This window comes from Jatrophihabitans endophyticus (assembly GCF_900129455.1).
GTDB lineage: Bacteria > Actinomycetota > Actinomycetes > Mycobacteriales > Jatrophihabitantaceae > Jatrophihabitans > Jatrophihabitans endophyticus.
The window spans coordinates 523,360-542,236 of record NZ_FQVU01000003.1 but is presented as its reverse complement, the minus strand read 5'-3'; the positions used below and the strand labels follow the sequence as shown (position 1 = coordinate 542,236).

Annotated in this window: 20 protein-coding genes; 4 read left to right on the top strand and 16 right to left on the bottom strand. The window is 73.4% G+C overall.

Annotated features, from left to right (window positions below):
* The first annotated feature begins 11 nt into the window (after window positions 1–11).
* The gene (locus BUE29_RS12695) at window positions 12–1,205 is read left to right on the top strand and encodes a DUF349 domain-containing protein (protein WP_073390689.1); all 1,194 of its coding nucleotides are present in this window, start codon (window positions 12–14) and stop codon (window positions 1,203–1,205) included.
* Between the two features lie 42 nt (window positions 1,206–1,247).
* Here the strand turns inward: BUE29_RS12695 and miaB are convergent, their stop codons facing one another.
* Window positions 1,248–2,657 (bottom strand): tRNA (N6-isopentenyl adenosine(37)-C2)-methylthiotransferase MiaB, encoded by a 1,410-nt coding sequence (gene miaB, locus BUE29_RS12690; protein WP_073390688.1) that lies wholly within the window; start codon window positions 2,655–2,657, stop codon window positions 1,248–1,250.
* A 49-nt stretch (window positions 2,658–2,706) separates the two neighbouring features.
* Between miaB and BUE29_RS12685 the strand changes: the two genes are divergently transcribed.
* Window positions 2,707–3,726 carry a serine hydrolase domain-containing protein gene (locus BUE29_RS12685; protein WP_200800166.1) on the top strand — a complete coding sequence of 340 codons (1,020 nt, stop codon included), beginning with the start codon at window positions 2,707–2,709 and terminating at the stop codon, window positions 3,724–3,726.
* Here BUE29_RS12685 and BUE29_RS12680 read toward each other — a convergent pair.
* The 5 genes from BUE29_RS12680 to BUE29_RS12660 form a co-directional block, all read right to left on the bottom strand.
* Complete coding sequence (locus BUE29_RS12680) at window positions 3,695–4,477, bottom strand: metallophosphoesterase family protein (RefSeq protein ID WP_073390687.1); 783 nt, start codon at window positions 4,475–4,477, stop codon at window positions 3,695–3,697. The two genes, BUE29_RS12685 and BUE29_RS12680, sit on opposite strands and share 32 nt — an antisense overlap.
* Window positions 4,478–4,538: 61 nt before the next feature.
* The gene (gene rny, locus BUE29_RS12675) at window positions 4,539–6,251 is read right to left on the bottom strand and encodes a ribonuclease Y (RefSeq protein WP_073390686.1); all 1,713 of its coding nucleotides are present in this window, start codon (window positions 6,249–6,251) and stop codon (window positions 4,539–4,541) included.
* 286 nt (window positions 6,252–6,537) lie between these two features.
* A complete protein-coding gene (locus tag BUE29_RS12670; RefSeq protein WP_073390685.1) occupies window positions 6,538–7,146 on the bottom strand; it encodes a regulatory protein RecX in 609 nt (202 codons plus the stop codon).
* 2 nt (window positions 7,147–7,148) lie between these two features.
* The gene (gene recA, locus BUE29_RS12665; RefSeq protein ID WP_073390684.1) at window positions 7,149–8,198 is read right to left on the bottom strand and encodes a recombinase RecA; all 1,050 of its coding nucleotides are present in this window, start codon (window positions 8,196–8,198) and stop codon (window positions 7,149–7,151) included.
* 225 nt (window positions 8,199–8,423) lie between these two features.
* A complete protein-coding gene (locus tag BUE29_RS12660; protein WP_073391135.1) occupies window positions 8,424–8,615 on the bottom strand; it encodes a DUF3046 domain-containing protein in 192 nt (63 codons plus the stop codon).
* Between the two features lie 23 nt (window positions 8,616–8,638).
* Here BUE29_RS12660 and BUE29_RS12655 point away from each other — a divergent pair, with 23 nt between their 5' ends.
* Both BUE29_RS12655 and BUE29_RS12650 read left to right on the top strand, forming a co-directional pair.
* Complete coding sequence (locus BUE29_RS12655; RefSeq protein WP_073390683.1) at window positions 8,639–9,262, top strand: GNAT family N-acetyltransferase; 624 nt, start codon at window positions 8,639–8,641, stop codon at window positions 9,260–9,262.
* Window positions 9,263–9,273: 11 nt separating this feature from the next.
* On the top strand, window positions 9,274–9,927 hold the full coding sequence (locus BUE29_RS12650; RefSeq protein WP_073390682.1) for a DUF429 domain-containing protein: 654 nt from the start codon (window positions 9,274–9,276) through the stop codon (window positions 9,925–9,927).
* 173 nt (window positions 9,928–10,100) lie between these two features.
* Here the strand turns inward: BUE29_RS12650 and acs are convergent, their stop codons facing one another.
* From acs to ribD, 10 genes are all read right to left on the bottom strand, one after another.
* Window positions 10,101–12,068, bottom strand: a complete 1,968-nt coding sequence (gene acs / locus BUE29_RS12645; RefSeq protein ID WP_073390681.1) for an acetate--CoA ligase — start codon at window positions 12,066–12,068, stop codon at window positions 10,101–10,103.
* A gap of 128 nt (window positions 12,069–12,196) precedes the next feature.
* On the bottom strand, window positions 12,197–12,652 hold the full coding sequence (locus BUE29_RS12640) for a PH domain-containing protein (RefSeq protein ID WP_159440871.1): 456 nt from the start codon (window positions 12,650–12,652) through the stop codon (window positions 12,197–12,199).
* An 18-nt stretch (window positions 12,653–12,670) separates the two neighbouring features.
* Entirely contained in the window at window positions 12,671–13,519 is an 849-nt protein-coding gene (gene hisG / locus BUE29_RS12635; protein ID WP_073390679.1) for an ATP phosphoribosyltransferase, read from the bottom strand.
* Between the two features lie 64 nt (window positions 13,520–13,583).
* Entirely contained in the window at window positions 13,584–13,847 is a 264-nt protein-coding gene (locus tag BUE29_RS12630; RefSeq protein ID WP_073390678.1) for a phosphoribosyl-ATP diphosphatase, read from the bottom strand.
* Between the two features lie 22 nt (window positions 13,848–13,869).
* Complete coding sequence (locus BUE29_RS12625; protein ID WP_073390677.1) at window positions 13,870–14,949, bottom strand: adenylate/guanylate cyclase domain-containing protein; 1,080 nt, start codon at window positions 14,947–14,949, stop codon at window positions 13,870–13,872.
* A gap of 10 nt (window positions 14,950–14,959) precedes the next feature.
* Complete coding sequence (locus tag BUE29_RS12620) at window positions 14,960–15,403, bottom strand: universal stress protein (protein WP_073390676.1); 444 nt, start codon at window positions 15,401–15,403, stop codon at window positions 14,960–14,962.
* Window positions 15,404–15,486: 83 nt separating this feature from the next.
* Window positions 15,487–15,981 carry a 6,7-dimethyl-8-ribityllumazine synthase gene (gene ribH, locus BUE29_RS12615; RefSeq protein WP_073390675.1) on the bottom strand — a complete coding sequence of 165 codons (495 nt, stop codon included), beginning with the start codon at window positions 15,979–15,981 and terminating at the stop codon, window positions 15,487–15,489.
* Window positions 15,978–17,216: a bifunctional 3,4-dihydroxy-2-butanone-4-phosphate synthase/GTP cyclohydrolase II gene (locus tag BUE29_RS12610; RefSeq protein ID WP_073390674.1), complete on the bottom strand. Its 1,239-nt coding sequence runs from the start codon at window positions 17,214–17,216 to the stop codon at window positions 15,978–15,980. Before BUE29_RS12610 ends, ribH begins: the two co-directional genes overlap by 4 nt.
* Window positions 17,213–17,824 carry a riboflavin synthase gene (locus BUE29_RS12605; protein WP_073390673.1) on the bottom strand — a complete coding sequence of 204 codons (612 nt, stop codon included), beginning with the start codon at window positions 17,822–17,824 and terminating at the stop codon, window positions 17,213–17,215. The genes BUE29_RS12610 and BUE29_RS12605 overlap by 4 nt, the downstream gene beginning before the upstream one ends.
* Before the next feature lie 3 nt (window positions 17,825–17,827).
* Complete coding sequence (gene ribD / locus BUE29_RS12600; protein WP_200800165.1) at window positions 17,828–18,874, bottom strand: bifunctional diaminohydroxyphosphoribosylaminopyrimidine deaminase/5-amino-6-(5-phosphoribosylamino)uracil reductase RibD; 1,047 nt, start codon at window positions 18,872–18,874, stop codon at window positions 17,828–17,830.
* Window positions 18,875–18,877 lie beyond the last annotated feature (3 nt).

The following is an 18,877-nucleotide window of genomic DNA, read 5'->3' as shown; positions in this document are numbered from 1 at the left end:
CAATGCTTCGCATGACCTCGGACTGGGGACGGATCGACGCGGACGGCACCGTCTACGTGCGGACGGCCGACGGTGAACGCGTCGTCGGCTCCTGGCAGGCGGGCGACGCCGAGGCCGGGCTCGCCTTCTACACGCTGCGCTACGACGACCTCGTCACCGAGGTCGTGCTGCTCGAGAAGCGGCTGGCGTCCGGGGCGGGTGACCCCAAGGCGACGCGTGGACAGGCGTCGGCGCTGCGCGAGCAGCTGGCGAGCGCCGCGGCGATCGGCGATCTCGCGTCGCTGGAGCAGCGCCTCGACGGGCTGCTCGCCCAGGCCGACGAGAAGGCGGGCGAGGCCGCCGCCGCCCGGGCGCAGCAGCGCACCGACGCGATCACCGCGAAGGAGGCCCTCGTCGCCGAGGCCGAGCGGCTCGCCGAGGCCGGCACGTCGTGGAAGGCCTCCGGTGACCGGCTGCGCGCCATCGTCGAGGAGTGGCGGCAGATCAAGGGCATCGACCGCAAGACCGACGACGCACTGTGGAAGCGCTTCGCCGCCGCGCGCGACGCCTTCGGCCGTCGGCGGGGCCAGCACTTCGCGCAGCTGGACGCCGAGCGCGGCCAGGTCAAACACGTCAAGGAACGCCTCATCGCCCGGGCCGAGGAGCTCTCCACGTCCTCGGACTGGAAGGACACGACGGCGGCGATGCGCGACCTCATGACCGAGTGGAAGGCCGCGGGTCGCGCCGGCCGCGACCTCGAGGACGCGCTCTGGACGCGCTTCCGCGCCGCGCAGGACGCGTTCTTCGCCCGCCGCTCCGAGGTCTTCGCCGAGCGCGACGCCGAGCAGCTGGCCAACCAGCGGGCGAAGGAGGAGCTCATCGGCAAGGCCGAGGCCATCGACGTCGCCGACCCCAAGTCCGCCCAGTCGACGCTGCGGGACCTGCAGTCCCAGTACGACGACATCGGCCACGTGCCCCGCGACGCGATGCGGCGGCTCGACGACCGGATGCGCGCGGCCGAGCAGCGCGTCCGCGACGCCGTGGACGCCGAGTGGCGGCAGGGCTCGGCGGAGTCCAACCCCTTCCTCACCGCGATGCGCGAGCGCCTCGCCGAGGCCGAGGCCAAGCTCGAACGCGCCCGCAAGGCCGGCGACGAGGCCCGCATCCGCAAGTGGCAGGACGAGGTCACCCAGCGGCGCGCGCTGCTGCCCGAGTCGACCGGCTGACCTCGACGGCCGCGCGCCGTCCGGTCGACGTGCGAGCGCGGCTCAGGCGGGGCGGCTGCCGATGGTGAGCAGCGGCCGGGGCGCGGTCGGCGCCGCGGCCGGCTCGGCCCCGCGCCAGCGGCGGTGGGTACGGATGCCGCCGTCGGCGACCAGGTGGTGCGGGGCGGCGTAGGTGACCTCGGCGGTCACGAGATCGCCCGCCGCGGCCGTCCCCGCCACGTGCACGAGCCGCCCGTCGCGGGCGCGGCCGCTGACCCGGCCGGTGGCGCCGTCCTTGCGTCCCTCGGTGTGGTTGACGAGCACCTCGACCTCGCGGCCGAGGAAGTCCTGCGCGCCGGCCGCGCCGAGGGTCTCCTGCAGCGCGACGAGCCGGTCGTAGCGCTCGCTGACCACGGCCTGCGGCACCTGGCCGGGCATGTCGGCCGCCGGCGTCCCCGGGCGCTTGGAGTACTGGAAGGTGAACGCGCTCGCGAACCGGGCGGCGCGCACGACGTCCAGGGTCTGCGCGAAGTCGGCCTCGGTCTCGCCGGGGAAGCCGACGATGATGTCGGTGCTGATGGCGGCGTCGGGCATCGCCGCGCGCACGCGCTCGATGATGCCGAGGTAGCGATCGCGTCGGTAGCTGCGTCGCATGGCCTTGAGCACGACGTCCGAGCCCGACTGCAGCGGCATGTGCAGCTGCGGCATGACGTTCGCCGTCTCGGCCATCGCGGCGATCACGTCGTCGGTGAAGTCGCGCGGGTGCGGGCTGGTGAAGCGGACGCGGTCCAGGCCGTCGATCTCGCCGCACGCGCGCAGCAGCTTGCCGAACGCGAGCCGGTCGCCGAAGGAACGGCCGTAGGAGTTCACGTTCTGCCCGAGCAGCGTCACCTCGACGACGCCGGAGTCGACCAGCGCGCGGACTTCGGCGAGCACGTCCCCGGGGCGGCGGTCGGTCTCGCGCCCACGCAGCGACGGGACGATGCAGAACGTGCAGGTGTTGTCGCAGCCGACGCTGACCGACACCCACGCGCTGTGCGCCGAGTCGCGGCGGCTCGGCAGGTCGGACGGGAAGTTCTGCAGCGCGTCGACGATCTCGACCTCGGCCTGACGGTTGTGCCGTGCCCGCTCGAGCAGGACGGGCAGGCTCGCCAGGTTGTGGGTGCCGAACACGACGTCGACCCACGGTGCCCGCTCGACGATGCGGCTGCGGTCCTTCTGCGCGAGGCAGCCGCCCACCGCGATCTGCATCTCGGGGTTGGCGGCCTTGGCCGGGTAGAGGTGACCGAGGTTGCCGTAGAGCCGGTTGTCGGCGTTCTCGCGCACGGCGCAGGTGTTGAAGACGACGAGGTCGGCCGCTCCCCCGCCGCTGCGCTCGTACCCGGCGTCCTCGAGCAGGCCGGCGAGGCGTTCGGAGTCGTGGACGTTCATCTGGCACCCGTAGGTGCGGATCTCATAGGTACGCGCAGCCATGACGGGTCGAGGATACGGGCCGCTGGACGCGGGATGGTGCAATGTCACCGTGAGCTCGATCCGGGACGGACGCACCGACCTCGCGAGCGCGCTGGGCGACGTGACCCGCGACTTCGCCGGGGTGGTCTCGGTGAGCCGCGGGAACGTGGTGGAGTTCGAGGCCGCGTTCGGCCCGGCCGAGCGAACACACGGGGTGGCGAACCGGGTCGAGACGCAGTTCGGCATCGCCAGCGGCACCAAGGGCTTCACCGCGGTGGCGGTCGCCGGGCTCGTCGGTGCCGGGGTGCTCGCGCTCGACACCACCGCGCGCTCGCTGCTCGGGCGTGACCTGCCGCTCGTGCACCCCGAGGTCACGGTCGCGCAGCTGCTGGCCCACACGTCGGGGGTCGGGGACTACCTGCACCCGGACGCGACCGGTCCGGCCGCCGACCCCGACGACTACGTGCTGCCGGTGCCGCCGCACGCCCTCGCCGACACCGAGGGGTACGTGGCGGCACTCGCCGGCCGGGCGCAGCAGTTCCGGCCCGGCGCCCGCTTCGCGTACTCCGACAGCGGTTACGTGCTGCTCGCGCTGCTCGCCGAACGGGCCGCCGCGACGCCCTTCCCGGCGCTGGTCGGCACGCACGTCTTCGCGCCCGCCGAGATGTGGTCGTCGGCGTTCCTGCGCTCGGACCGGTTGCCCGCCCGTGCCGCGGTCGGCTACGTGGGCGACGGCCGCAGCAACGTCCTGCACCTGCCGGTCCGTGGCTGCGGCGACGGAGGCGCCTACAGCACCGCCGGGGACCTGCGCCGGTTCTGGACGTCGCTGTTCGCCGAGCGGATCCTGCCGCGCCACCGCGTCGCCGAGCTGGTCCGTCCCCGTCACCGCGAGCCGGGCACCGGCCGGCGGTACGGCCGCGGGTTCTGGCTGCCCGCCACCGGACCGGCCGTGGTGCTGGAGGGGTGCGACGCCGGCGTCTCCTTCCGCTCCGTGCACGACCCGACCTCCGGGCTCACCCACACCGTGCTGTCCAACACGACCCGCGGCGCGTGGCCGGTCACCCGCCGGCTGGACGACCTGCTGCGCTGACCCGTCCGTCGCGGGGTCCGAACACCCGCAGGGCCTCGAGGTCGGACGCCCGCGAGTGCAGGTAGTAGTCGGTCCACTCCGCGACGTCGGGGTAGTCGCAGCCCGCGGCGATCCGGTCCCGGGCGGCCGCGACGTCGAACGCGCTGCGGCACAGCGTCACCGCGCCGTCGTGCAGCAGCGCCCAATGCGCGCCGGACCCGCCGTAGGGCATGCCGACGCTGCCGGGGTTCACGACGGTCCGGCGATCGACGAGGCGCAGGAACGGCATGTGGGTGTGACCGCACACCACGGTGCGGACGTCGTCGGCGACGTCGGCGAACGCCTCCGCCCAACGCTCCGGGCGGGTGTCGACGAGGACGACCTCGTCGTCGTCGCGGGGCGAGCCGTGGCAGAACAGCACCGCCCCGAACCCGGGCACGTCGCGCACCAGCGGGTGCGGCAGTCCGCGCAGCAGCGTGACGAGGTCGGGGCGGGCCGCGAGCCGGGCGGCCGCCCACGGCGCGATGGGATCGGGAATGCGGGTCTCGCCGCCGTCGACGAGCGCGACGAGCTCGCGGTCGGCGTTGCCGCGGACGAGCACCACCCGCTCCCCCTCGGCGAGCAACCGGTCGAGCACCTCGACCGGCTGCGGCCCGGCGCTGATGTCGCCGGTGACGACGATCAGCTCGGCGGCGCGGACCGCGGCCTCGGCGAGCACCGCCTCGAGAGCGGGCAGCACGCCGTGGACGTCGGAGAGCACCGCGACCGTCATGCCCGCCAGCGTCGTCCGGGGGCCGTGCCCGCGTCCAGGGCGTTCGCGCGCGGCGGACGGGTCAGTGGGCGATCTCGGTCGCGCGCGACTCGCGGACGACGGTGACCCGGATCTGGCCCGGGTAGGTCAGCTCGTCCTCGATCTGCTTGGCGATCTCGCGCGCCATCACCGACGACTCGAGGTCGTCGACCTCGCCGGGCTGGACCATCACCCGCACCTCGCGACCGGCCTGCATCGCGAAGACCTTGTCGACGCCCTCGCGATCGCGGGCGATCTCCTCGATGCGGGCGAGCCGCTTGACGTAGGACTCGAGCGATTCGCGTCGGGCGCCGGGACGCGAGGCCGAGCAGGTGTCGGCGGCCTGCGTCAGCACCGCCTCGATCGTCTGCGGCCGCACCTCGTTGTGGTGCGCCTCGACGGCGTGGGCGACGGCCTCGTCCTCGCCCATGCGTCGCAGCAGCTCGGCGCCGACGACGGCGTGGCTGCCCTCGACCTCGTGGGTGAGCGCCTTGCCGATGTCGTGCAGGAAGGCGCAGCGGCGGACGAGGGTGGGTTCGATGCCGAGCTCGGCGGCCATCACTCCGGCGACGTGCGCGGTCTCGACGAGGTGGGCCAGCACGTTCTGGCCGTAGCTGGTGCGGTACTTCAACCGGCCGATGGTCGGCAGCAACCGCTCGTCGACCGGGCCCACCGCGACCTCGGCGACGGCGTCGCGGGCCGCGCGCAGGCACAGCTCGTCGACCTCGACCAGGCTCTGCTCGTAGGCGTCCTCGATGCGTTGCGGATGGATGCGGCCGTCACTGACCAGCGTGGCCAGCGTCAGCCGGCCGACCTCGCGGCGCACCGGGTCGAAGCAGGACAGCAGGACCGCCTCGGGGGTGTCGTCGATGATGACGTTGACGCCGGTGACGGCCTCGAAGGAGCGGATGTTGCGCCCCTCGCGGCCGATGATGCGGCCCTTCATGTCGTCACCGGGCAGGTGCAGGACGCTGACGACGGCCTCGCTCGTCTGCGCGCCGGCCACCCGTTGCACCGCCTCGACGACGATGGCCCGGGCTCGTTCGGTGCCCTCGGCGCGGGCCTCGTTCTCGATGGTGCGCACGAGCAGCGCCGCGTCGCGCTTCGCGACGTTCTCGACGCCGGCCAGCAGCTCGGCCCGCGCGTCCTCGCTCGTGAGCCCGGCGACCCGTTCGAGCTCGCGGCGCTGCTCGGCCTCGACCAGGCGCAGGTTGGCCCGCGCGTCGTCGAGCTCGCGCTCGCGGCGGTCCAGCGCCTCGCGGGTCGTGGCGAGGTCGGCGGCGTGGCGCTGCAGGTCGGCCGACCGCTGCGCGAGGCGGGTCTCGCGGTCGTCGAGGCGGGTCTCGGCGTCGTCCAGTCGCGCGGCGCGCGCCGCGTACCCGGCCTGCTGGCGCTGCAGGTCGGCGGTGAGCTCCTCGACCTGACCGGCCGCCTCGCGGCGGGCCTCGGCCGCGACGGTGGCGGCGTGCTCGCGGGCCTGGCTCAGGGCCGCGTCGGCCTGGGCACGCGCGGCCTCGAGCTCGTCGCGGGCGCTGCGCCGCGCCGCGTCGGCGTCGGCGGTGGCGGCGGCACGGGTGCGCTCGGCGTCGGCCCGGGCCGACTCCCGCAGCGCGGCGAGCTCGGCGTCCTCGGGCCGCGGCGCGTCGGCACCGTGACGGGCGCGCTGCCGCGGCGCGGCCCGCCGGGTGCGGACGAGCACGAGCAGCACGCCGAGCGCGAACGCCGCGCCGATCGCCGCGTACCAGACCCCGGTCATCGACGCGCCTCCTGTTCGTGACCCGCCCGACGTGCGGGGTAGACCGTCCTGGCAGGAGAACACGGCCGACCCGTGCGCGTCGACGCGACGTGCGGGCCCCTAGGCCCGGCCGGTGTGGGCGCCGACCCCGACCGGCTCCTTCCCCGCCCTCGGGAACGGACGTACCGGGGCGAACACGACCTCGTCCGTCGTCTCGCACCGGCGTTCTCCTGGTCTGCAACGACAGTATGAACGCAGCACGACCGACGCAAGTACGGCGGCGCACCGGCAGCCGACGGCGTCGCGATCAGCTCGAGGCGTCGAACAATCGCTCGACACCGTCGTCGAGGTCGCCGTCGACACCGGCGGCCGCGGCCCGCACGGCCTCGCGCACGACGTCGTAGGCCACGCCGCTGGAGTAGCCCTTGCGGGCCAACAACCCGACCAGTCGCCGGGTCTGCACCTCGACGGGCAGGCCGTGCAGCGTGCGCAGCCGGCGGGCGACCAGCGCCTCGGCCCGTTCGCGCTCCTGCCCGGCGTCAATGGTGGCGGTCGCGTCGGCCACCACGTCGTCGCCGAACCCGCGCTCTCGCAGCTTCGCCGCGACCGCCCGCCGGGCCAGGCCACGTTCCCGGTGCTGGGCGCCGGCCATGGACTCGGCGAGCGCGGCGTCGTCGATCAGCCCGACCTCGGTGAAGCGGTCGAGGACGACACGGGCGACCTCCCCGGGCACCCCGCGCTTGGCGATCGCCTGCTCGAGCTCGGTTCGACTGCGCGCCCGTCGCTCCAGCAACCGCAGGCAGACGATCCGCGCCACGGCCTCGGGATCGCCCGGCGGCTGCTGCTCGTCCTCGGGCGGCGGCTCGGTCGTCGCGCCCGTGGGGGCGCGGCGACCCGGGTCGACGGGACGCGGCACGATCAGAAGTCGACCGGGGCGGGCAGCGGCTCGACCGCCCCGTCGGCGACGGTGGCGCCGATGCCGAGCTTCTCCTTGATCTTCTTCTCGATCTCGTCGGCGAGGTCGGGGTTGTCGCGCAGGAAGTTGCGGACGTTCTCCTTGCCCTGGCCGAGCTGGTCGGACTCGTAGGTGTACCAGGCCCCGGACTTGCGGATGAGCCCCTGCTCGACGCCGACGTCGATGAGCGAGCCCTCACGGCTGATGCCCTCGCCGTAGACGATGTCGAACTCGGCCTGCTTGAACGGCGGCGCGACCTTGTTCTTCACCACCTTGCAGCGGGTGCGGTTGCCGACGGCCTCGGTGCCGTCCTTGAGCGTCTCGATGCGGCGGACGTCCAGGCGCACGGACGCGTAGAACTTCAGCGCCTTGCCGCCGGTGGTCGTCTCGGGCGAGCCGAACATGACGCCGATCTTCTCGCGCAGCTGGTTGATGAAGATGGCGGTGGTGCCGGAGTTGTTGAGCGCACCGGTGACCTTGCGCAGCGCCTGGCTCATCAGCCGGGCCTGCAGGCCGACGTGGCTGTCGCCCATCTCGCCCTCGATCTCGGCCCGCGGCACGAGCGCGGCCACCGAGTCGACGACGATGATGTCGAGCGCGCCGGAGCGGATCAGCATGTCCATGATCTCGAGCGCCTGCTCACCGGTGTCGGGCTGGCTGACCAGCAGCGAGTCGGTGTCGACGCCGAGGGCGCGGGCGTACTCGGGGTCGAGCGCGTGCTCGGCGTCGATGAACGCGGCCACACCGCCGGCGGCCTGGGCGTTGGCCACGGCGTGCAGCGCGACGGTCGTCTTGCCCGAGCTCTCCGGCCCGTAGATCTCGATGATGCGCCCGCGCGGCAGGCCGCCGATGCCGAGCGCGACGTCGAGCGAGATCGAGCCGGTGGGGATGACCTCGATCGGCGCGGCCACGCGGTCGCCGAGGCGCATGACCGCACCCTTGCCGTGCTGCTTGTCGATCTGCGCCAGGGCGACGTCGAGCGCCTTCTCGCGGTCGAAGCTCGTTGCTGCCATCGGATGAACCCCTCTGCTGCCGGTGCGCGGTGTCGCGAAACGTTGTCGACGCCTGACGGTAGGACGGGGCACCGACAGTTCCGACCCGCGACGCGCAGCTGTGGACAACTCGCGATCGTGATCTCGTGCTGTGGATACCGCCCGTGGGCGCTTCGACGAGCGTAGCCGAACACCTGTTCGATGCCGGTGTGCGACACGCCGCCCACGCGACGAGCCGGGACGGCCTCAGCGCAGCTGGGAGGGCATGTCGAACTCGGCGCACACGGCGCGCCAGACCTCCTTGGCGTCGACCCCGGCGGCCAGCGCCTCGTCGATCGTCGCCCCGACGCCGGGCAGGCGGTAGTCGGCGGCCAGGCTGGCGGCGTAGCCGGCGCCGAAGCGCTCGTCCATCCGCCGCCAGAACTCGGTAAGCCGCACGACACCCACCCTACGATCCGGGAGTGACACGCACCGACGAGTGGTACTCGCTCCCCGTCCTCACCGGCTCGCTGATCCGCCTCGAGCCCCTCGCCGTGGAGCACGTCGACGGCTACCTGGCCGCCGCCCGCGACGACGAGGAGGTGCTGCGCTGGGTCAACACCCCGGGCTCCTCGTCCGGCGCGATCCGTACCCGCGACGACGCGCGGGCCGACGTCCTCGCTGCGCTCGCGGCCCGGGCGCGCGGCCAGCGGCTCGCGTACGCGCAGCTCGACGCGGGCACCGGCGAGTTCGCCGGGACCACCTCGCTCTACGAGCTCGACCCGGCGGCGCGCGCGCTCGCCATCGGGTCCACCTGGCTCGCCCGCCGTCACTGGCGGCGCGGCCACAACACCGAGTCCAAGCTGCTGCTCCTCACCCACGCCTTCGAGGGCCTCGGCGCCGCGCGTGTCGTCTGGCACACCGACATCCGCAACGAGCGCTCGCAGGCGGCGATCGCGCGGCTCGGCGCGACCCGCGAGGGCGAGCTGCGCAAGCACCGCATCCGGCGCGACGGGTCGTGGCGCACCACCGTGCAGTACTCGATGACCGACGACGACTGGCCCGCGGCCCGCGACCGGCTCTCCGCGCGACTGGCCCGCGGATGAGGGTCGTCGGGGTGGACGGCTGGAAGCGCGGTTGGGTGGCCGCGGTCGCCGACGGGCGCTCGCTCGCGTGGACCGCCCACGCCACGTTCGCCGACCTCCTCGACGTCCACGGCACATCGACGGTCGCCGTCGACATGCCGATCGCCACCACCGACGGTCCGCGCGAGGTCGACGTCGCGGGACAGCGCTGGCTGCGCGAGCACGGCGGGTCGTGGTCGTCGATCTTCCTCGCGCCGACGACCGCGACCGTCGCGGCGTGGGAGGGCGACCCGAACCACAGTCACGCGGCGGCGATGGCCGCGAAGGGCGACGCTCCCGGCACGTCGATCCAGGCGTGGTACCTGATACCCAAGATGGTCGAGGTGCGCGACGCGCTGGCGACGCGACCCGACGCCCGCGTCGTCGAGGCCCACCCCGAGTGCTCGTTCCGTATGATGGACGACCGCATCGGTCGCACGTCGAAGAAGACCGGCCGCGGCGCCGGGTTGCGAATAAGAGCATTGGCGCGCGAATTCGACCTCGACCTCGCCGACGCGCCGGCCGACGTGCCTGTCGACGACGTGCTCGACGCCGCGGCCGTCGCCTGGACGGCCGCCCGCGTCGAGCGCGGCGAGCACGTCACGCTGCCCGAGGGGGCCACCCGGGCGCCGCGGATCGTCATCTGAACGGAACCGACCTGCATCACCGTCGCCGGGACGACGAGGGTGCAGGTCGTCGGCGCGCCTGCGACGATCGACCGGTGGCGGAGGTGCGCATCGGTGCTCGGTGTGGGTCCGTGACCGGCTACGACCGACCTGCATCCCCGCGGTCGGGACCGCGCTGCTGCAGGTCGAACCGCTCACTCCTCGGCGGGTGCCGAGGACGCCTTGTCCTGGATGAGGTCCATGACCGAGGAGTCGGTGAGCGTGGTGACGTCGCCGAGCTCGCGGTGGTCGGCGACGTCGCGCAGCAGCCGACGCATGATCTTGCCGGAGCGGGTCTTGGGCAGCTCCTTGACCACCATGATCTGCCGCGGCTTGGCGATCTTGCCGATCTCGGTGGCGACGTGGTTGCGCAGTTCCTGCACGAACTCGTCGCCCTCGGTGCCCTCGCCCGTGCCGCGCGGGATGACGAAGGCGACGATGCCCTGACCGGTGGTGGGGTCGGTGGCGCCGACCACGGCGGCCTCGGCCACCTTCGGGTGCGACACCAGCGCCGACTCCACCTCGGTGGTCGAGATGCGGTGCCCCGACACGTTCATGACGTCGTCGACGCGCCCGAGCAGCCAGTAGTCGCCGTCGTCGTCGAGCTTGGCGCCGTCGCCGGCGAAGTAGTAGCCCTGCTCGGCGAACCGCTCCCAGTACGTCTCCCGGAACCGGTCGGGGTCGCCCCAGATGCCGCGCGTCATGGCCGGCCACGGCTCGGTGAGGACGAGCAGGCCGCCGTTGCCGGCACCGACGGGCGCGCCGTCGTTGTCGACGACGTCGGCGCCGATGCCGGGCAGCGGGCCGATGGCGGAGCCGGGCTTGAGGGTGGACACGCCCGGCAGCGGGCTGATCATCATGGCGCCGGTCTCGGTCTGCCACCAGGTGTCCACGATCGGGGTGCGCCCGCCGCCGAGGTTCTCGCGGTACCAGACCCACGCCTCGGGGTTGATGGGCTCGCCGACCGAGCCGAGCAGGCGCAGCGAGGTGAGATCGTGCCCGGCGGGGACGTCCTCGCCCCACTTCATGAACGTGCGGATCAGCGTCGGCGCGATGTAGAGGATCGTCACCCGGTGGCGTTCGATCATGTCGAAGAACCGGTGCTCGTCGGGGTAGTTGGGCGTGCCCTCGTAGACCAGCGACGTGGTGCGGTTCGCCAGCGGGCCGTAGACGAGGTAGCTGTGACCGGTGATCCAGCCGATGTCGGCGCCGCACCAGTACAGGTCGTCGTCGGGCTTCAGGTCGAACACCGACCAGTGCGTGTACGCCGCCTGGGCCAGGTAGCCGCCCGAGGTGTGCAGGATGCCCTTCGGCTTGCCGGTGGTGCCGGAGGTGTACATGACGAACAGCGGGTGCTCGGAGTCGAAGAACTCGCACTCGTGCTCGGTGGCGGCCTGCTCGACGGTGTCGTGCCACCACACGTCGCGGCCCTCGGTCCAGGCGACGTCCTGACCGGTGCGCTTCACGACCAGCACGGAGCGCACGTCGGGACACTTCGCCAGCGCCTCGTCCACCGCCGGCTTGAGGGCGGACGGCTCACCGCGCCGATACCCGCCGTCGGCGGTGATGACGACGCGGGCGTCGCAGTCGATGATCCGGTCGCTGAGCGCGGACGAGGAGAACCCGCCGAAGACGACGGTGTGGGGCGCGCCCAGACGCGCGCACGCCAGCATCGACACGATCGTCTCGGGGATCATCGGCATGTAGATGGCGACGCGGTCCCCGGTCTGCACGCCCAGCTCGACCAGCGTGTTCGCGGCGCGGCAGACGTCGTCCTTGAGCTGGGCGTAGGTGATCGCGCGGGCGTGCCCCTCCGGCTCGCCCTCCCACTGGATCGCGACCTGGTCGCCGTGGCCGTCGGCCACGTGCCGGTCGACGCAGTTGTACGCGACGTTCAGCCGGCCGCCGACGAACCACTTCGCGAACGGCTTGTCCGACCAGTCCAGGACCTCGTCCCAGGGCCGGTCCCACGACAGCCGCTCCGCCGCCTTCGCCCAGAACGCGAGCCGGTCGGCCGAGGCGTCGGCGAACACGTCCTCGCCCACGTTCGCGTGCGCCGCGAACGGTGCCGGCGGCTCGAAGCGCCGATCCTCGTGGGACAGGTTCGACAGCGTGTCACTCATGCGCGTCCTCGCGTTCGGCAGGTCCGGGGGGCACACCGAACCTAAACCGTGCCGCGTCGCGGCGTAAACGCTGCATTGCCGCTGCGACACGACACCGCGACGAGCACGGCCGCACCGGCCGCGCTCGGTCAGTCCTCGTCGGGATGCGTGGCGGCGAAGAGCGCGCGCAGCTGCTGCATGGTGGCGACGGCGTACGGACCGTCCATGCGCTGCACGGCGTAGATCGCCAGCCGCTCCTCGGCGGGCAGGCGCAGCTGCGCGAAGCGCACCGACTTGGGGAACTCGACCGCGACGACGGCCTCCCACGGGATCGTGCGCCAGTTGCCGAGGTAGCCCCTGGTGCGGACGGCGGTGGTGTCGGCGTGCAGCCGCGGCCGCGCCGGCAGCCGCAGCCCACCGGCCACGATCAGGCCGAGGACGACGGTGAAGATCTGGTCCTGCTGACCGAAGTACGCGCCGGCGTTCTCGCGCTTCATCAGCAGCGCCACCACGACGAAGACGAGGAACGCGACGAGCGCGCTGGCGTTGGCGATGCGCGCGGTCTTGACGGGGCGCGCGTCCACGACGAGTTCGGTGTCGGCCACGGCGTCCATTGTCACCCTCTAGAGCCGGCAGGCGTTGATGGCGGTCACCAGGATGCCGCGGGCGCCGAGGTCCCACAGCTGGTCCATGATCGCGTTGGTCTCGCGGCGCCGCACCATCGAGCGGACGGCGCACCAGCCCCGCTCGTGCAGCGGCGAGACGGTCGGCGACTCGATGCCCGGCGTGATGGCGACCGCCTGCGGCACCAGTCCCTCGGGGATGTCGTAGTCCATGAGCACGTACTGCCGCGCGATGATGACGCCGTGCAGCCGCCGCACGAGTTGGTCGACGGCCGCGCCGGAGGTCTCGACGTCCTGCCGTCGGATCAGCACCGCCTCGCTCGTCAGCAACGGCTCGCCGAACACCTCGAGGCCGGCGTTGCGCAGCGTCGTCCCGGTGGAGACGACGTCGGCGATCGCGTCGGCGACGCCGAGCTTGACCGATGTCTCGACCGCGCCGTCGAGGCGGATGACCTCGGCGGCGATGCCCCGGCCGGTGAGGTAGGACGTCACCACGCCCTCGTAGGCGGTGGCGATGCGCTTGCCGGCGAGGTCGTCGACCGACGCCACGGCACCGGGCATGGCGGCCCAGCGGAACGTCGACCCGCCGAAGCCGAGCGGCAGGATCGGATCGGCCTTCGCGCCGGAGTCGAGGAGCAGGTCCTCGCCGGTGATGCCGACGTCGAGCTGGCCGGCGCCGACGTAGACGGCGATGTCGCGCGGGCGGAGGAAGAAGAACTCGGTGTCGTTCTCGGGGTCGTGGACGACGAGCTCGCGGCTGTCGCTGCGCTGCCGGTAGCCGGCCTCGGTGAGCATCTGGCTGGCCGGCTCGGCGAGCGAGCCCTTGTTCGGTACGGCGATTCGGAGCACGGTTGCACCTGTCTGTGGGTGGCGGGACGAGAGCGACGGCACGGCGTCCGGCGGTCCGGACGGCCTACAGATGTCGGTAGACGTCCTCGAGCCCCAGGCCGCGACCCAGCATGATCACCTGGATGCGGTACAGCAGCTGGCTGATCTCCTCGGCCGTGCGCTCGGCCGACTCGTGCTCGGCGGCCATCCACACCTCGGCGGCCTCCTCGACGACCTTCTTGCCCTGGGCGTGGACGCCGGCGTCGAGCGCGGCGACCGTCGCCGAACCCGCCGGGCGCTGCCGCTGCCGGTCGGTGAGCTCGCCGAAGAGCTGGTCGAAGGTCTTCATCTCGTCGCTCAGGGTACCGAGGTCAGCGATCGGCCCGTCGCAGCCGCCACGGGTGCAGGTGGTGGAAGCCACGAACCGACTCCGGACGCGCCGACTTGAGGTAGAAGCGCGGGTCGCCGCGCAGCGCGTCGTGCATCGCGCGGTCGACCAGCACCGCGCCGGGCCGACTGATGGACGTCAGCCGGCTCGCGATGTTGACCGTCGAGCCGTACACGTCACCCAGTCGGCTCACCACCGGCCCCACCGCGAGCCCGCCCCGCAGCTGCGGCATCCGCTCGTCGCCGGCGGCGGTCTCGACCAGCTCGAGCGCGATCTCGGCGGCGGCCGCGGCGTCCTCGGCCTGGAAGAGGACCTCGTCGCCGATCGTCTTGACCACCCGGCCGCCGTGGGTCCCCACCACGGTGGTGGCGAGCGACTCGAACGTGTCGAGCAGCTCGCGCAGCTCCGCCTCGGTGGCGCGACGGGTGAGTGCGGTGAAGCCGGACATGTCGACGAAGCCGATCGCGAGCTCGGTGGCGAGCGAGGACGAGACGTCCTCGTGCGCGCGGGCGGCGGCGCGGGCGAAGAACGCCACCAGCTGGCGGCGCCACACATAGGACTGCAGCTGCTCCATCAGCGGCCCCAGCTGGTCGATGAGGTCGACGAGCGCGTCCTCCGAGCGCAGGATCTCCGGGCGGTCGGCGAGCAGCTCGAGCATCAGCTGCCCCTGCCACGAGGCGAGCCGCGAGAACGTCTGCCCGAACAGCCGGGTCATCGCGCCGATGAGCGCGTCGTCCTCGAAGCCCGCCCGGCGCAGCTGCTCGACGAGGACCACGGCCTCCACGTCGCCGTCGGTGTAGACCGCGTCGCCCTCGTCGCCGGTCGCGAATCCGAGGGCGCGCCACAGTGCCCGCGTCTCGTCCCGGTCCACGCCCGCCCGCTCGGCGACCTCGTCGGGCGTCCAACGGCGCGGTCCGCCGAGGACGGCCTCCTCGACGCGCGCGAAGAGCCGGGTGACGTCGATGCCGTGCTGCTCGACGACCTCGACCACCTCGGCGGCGTCGGCCACCGCTCGCTGCGGGTCGACCGGCTCGTCGGGCGGCGTGGCAGCGGGGTCGGTCATCGCGGGGGGCTCAGGTGGTGTGCACGACCAGGACGTCGACGGGCATGTGCCGCACGATGTCCTGGGGGACGGAGCCGATGATCCGCCCGGCCAGCGTGTTCAGCCCCCGGTTGCCGACGACGCACAGGTCGGCGCCGCGGTCCTTCACCACGCGCTGCAGCGTCGCCGACGGCTTGCCCTGCACGGCCACGGTCTCGATGCGGGTGGCGCCCACCGCGACGGCACGGTCGCGGGCACGGCTGACGCTGTCCTCCGCCGGGGCCGAGCCGACGACCTGGTAGGCCTCGTCGCCCAGGGCGTCCTGCGCGGCGGTGTCGACCTTGCCCGGCTCGTACGCGCACGCGATCAGCAGCAGCGCGCCGGCGTCGCGGGCCAGCTCGGCCGCGCGCTCGACCGCGCGGAACGACGTCTCGGAGCCGTCGGTGCCGACGACGACGGTCTGGTACCCGCCCATGTGCGCCCTCTCCTCCTCGCACGGGCCGGCCGCGCCGGCCTTCCGACCCCCGACCCTAGCGGCCGGGCGCGGCGTCCGCCCGCTCAGCCGCGTGGGTACGCGGCGAGCGTCACCGCGGTCGCCAGCGCGGCGGTGGTGGCCTCGTGGCCCTTGTCCTCGTGGGAACCGGCGAGCCCGGCGCGATCGAGCGCCTGCTCGTCGTCGTCGCAGGTGAGCACGCCGAAGCCGACCGGGACGCCGGTGCGCTCGGCCACCGCCGTGAGCCCCGACGTGGCGGCCTGGCAGACGTAGTCGAAGTGCGGCGTGCCACCTCGGATGACGACGCCCAGCGCGACGATCGCGTCGACGGCGCGGCCGTCGATCCCTGCGGCGGCCACCCGGGACGCGGCCACCGGCAGCTCGAAGGTCCCCGGCACACGGAGCTCCACGGCATCGGCCACGCCCGCCTCGGCGAGCGCCCGGCGGGCACCGTCGAGCAGGCCGGCCATGACCTCGTCGTGCCACTGGCTGGCGATCACGACGACGGTGAGGCCCTCGGCCCCCTCCACCGCCAGCTCCGGCGACCCGTGGCCGCTCACGAGACCGCCCCGTCCGGGTCGTCGAAGAAGTCGGCGTCGTGACCCATGCGGTCTCGCTTGGTCTGCAGGTAACGCAGGTTCTCGGGGTTGGCGTGGACGGGCAGGGCGACGCGGCCGTGCACGCGCAGGCCGTACCCCTCGAGCCCCGCCCGCTTCGCCGGGTTGTTCGTGAGCAACCGCATCGAGTGGATGCCGAGGTCGACGAGAATTTGCGCACCCGTGCCGTAATCCCGCGCGTCGGCCGGTAGCCCGAGCTCCAGGTTGGCGTCGAGCGTGTCGGCGCCGGAGTCCTGCAGCTGGTAGGCCTGCAGCTTGTGCAGCAGGCCGATGCCGCGCCCTTCGTGGCCGCGGATGTAGAGCACGACACCGCGCCCCTCCTTGGCCACGGCGGCCAGCGCCGCGTCCAGCTGGGGGCCGCAGTCGCAGCGCAGCGAGCCGAAGACGTCGCCGGTGAGGCACTCGGAGTGCACCCGCACGAGGACGTCCTCGCCGTCGCCGATGTCGCCGTAGACGAAAGCGATGTGCTCGCGCTCGTCGTAGCTGGACGAGTACCCCAGCGCGGTGAACTGGCCGTAGCGCAGCGGCACCCGCGCCGACGCCACCCGGGTGACCAGCTTCTCGAAACGACGGCGGTAGGCGATGAGGTCGGCGATGGAGATCAGCGCGAGGTCGTGCTCGTCGGCGAAGACGCGCAGCTCGTCGGCGCGGGCCATGCCGGCAGGGTCCTTCTCGCTGACGATCTCGCAGAGCACGCCGGCCGGGTGCAGCCCGGCGAGCGTGGCGAGGTCGACCGCGGCCTCGGTGTGACCGGGACGGCGCAGCACGCCGCCGTCCTTCGCCCGCAGCGGCACGACGTGGCCGGGCCGCGAGAAGTCCGCGGCGGTCGACTCGGGGTCGGCGAGCAGCCGGATCGTGTGCGCGCGGTCGGCGGCCGAGATGCCCGTGCTCACGCCCTCGCGGGCGTCGACGGTGACGGTGTAGGCGGTGCCGCGGCGGTCCTGGTTGGTGTGGAACATCGGCGGCAGATCGAGCCGGTCGGCGTCGGTCTCCTCGACCGGCACGCAGATGTAGCCCGACGTGTAGCGCACCATGAAGGCGACGAGCTCGGGCGTGGCGAGCTCGGCGGCGAAGATGAGGTCGCCCTCGTTCTCGCGGTCCTCGTCGTCGACGACCACGACGGCCTTGCCCGACTTGATGTCGGTGATGGCGCGCTCGATGGAGTCCAACCGGGTCATCGGGCCGCCTCGGTCGCCAGCAGCCGTGCGACGTACTTCGCCAGCACGTCCACCTCCAGGTTCACCGGGTCGCCCGCAGCCTTGCCGCCGAGCGTGGTGGCCCGCAAGGTCTCTGGGATCAAGCCCACCTCGAACCAGTCCGGGCCGACCGCGCTGACCGTCAGCGAGACGCCGTCGACCGCGATCGAGCCCTTCTCGGCGACGAAGCGGGCGAGCTCGGCCGGCACCTCGACGCGGACGGTGTCCCAGTTGTCGCCGCTCGTGCGCGAGACCACGGCGCCGGTGCCGTCGACGTGCCCCTGCACGACGTGGCCGTCCAGCCGCTGGTCGGCTCGGACCGAGCGCTCCAGGTTGACCCGCGTCCCCTCGCCGAGGCCGCCGATCACCGAACGGCGCAGGGTCTCGCCCATCACGTCGAAGTCGACGGCGGTGAGCTCCCCCTCGGCCGTCCAGCCCACGACGGTCAGGCAGACGCCGTTGACCGCGATGGACGCGCCGTGGACGAGGTCGGAGGTGACCTTCGTCGCACGGATGGTCAGGACGGCGGAGTCGCCGCGGTGCTCGAGCGCGGCGACCTGGCCGACCTCCTCGACGATCCCGGTGAACACGCCTCAGTCCTCCATCGCCTGTTCGGCCCAGCGCGGCCGGGCCACCACCTTGATGTCGTCGCCGATCCGGCTCACCGACTCGATGTCCAACGCCGCGGCCTCGGCCAGTGTTCCGATGCCCGCGTCACCCAGCGCCGCGGGTCCCGCGCCCAGCAGCGTGGGGGCCAGGTACACGATCACCTCGTCGACGCAGCGGGCCTCGACGAACGCCCCTGCCAGGGTAGGACCGCCCTCGAGCAGGACCTGCCGCACTCCCCTGTCGTGCAGCGCCTTGAGCGCGAATCGCGGGACGGCGGTGTCGAGCACGAGCGTCTCGGCGGCGTCGTCGAGCACGCGCGCGTCGTCGGGGATGCGGTGCCGGCGGTCGAGGACGACGCGCAGCGGCTGACGCAGGGCGGGGATCTGGTCCCCGCCGCGGACGGTCAGCTGCGGATCGTCGGTCAGCACCGTGCCGCTGCCGACCACGATCGCGTCGACGACGGCGCGGAGCGCGTGGGCGTCCTCGCGCGAGGCGGCCGAGGAGATCCAGCGGGCCGACCAGTCGGCCGCGGCGACCCGACCGTCGAGGGTCGCCGCGTACTTCCACGTGACGAACGGCCGGCCGGTGCGGGTCGCGTGCAGCCAAGGGCGCAGCGCCCCGCTGGCCGCGGCGTGCTCCTCGACCCCGGCGACGACGTCGATGCCGCGCTCGCGCAGCACGGTGGCACCGCCGGCGGCCTCGGGGTTCGGGTCGTCGACGGCGTAGACCACCCGGGTGATCCCGGCGGCGACCAGGGCCTCGGTGCACGGGCCGGTGCGGCCGGTGTGCGCGCAGGGCTCGAGGGTGACGACGGCGGTCCCGCCCCGCGCGGCGTCCCCGGCGGCAGCGAGGGCGGCGACCTCGGCGTGGGCGCCACCGGCGGGGGCCGTCGCGCCCTCGCCGGCCAGCGTTCCGTCCGGGGCGAGCACGACCGCGCCGACGGCCGGGTTCGGGCTGGTGTGCCCCCGCACGGTGTCGGCGAGCGCTAGGGCGCGGTGCATGGCGGCCTGCTCGGCCTCGGTGGCGGTCACGGG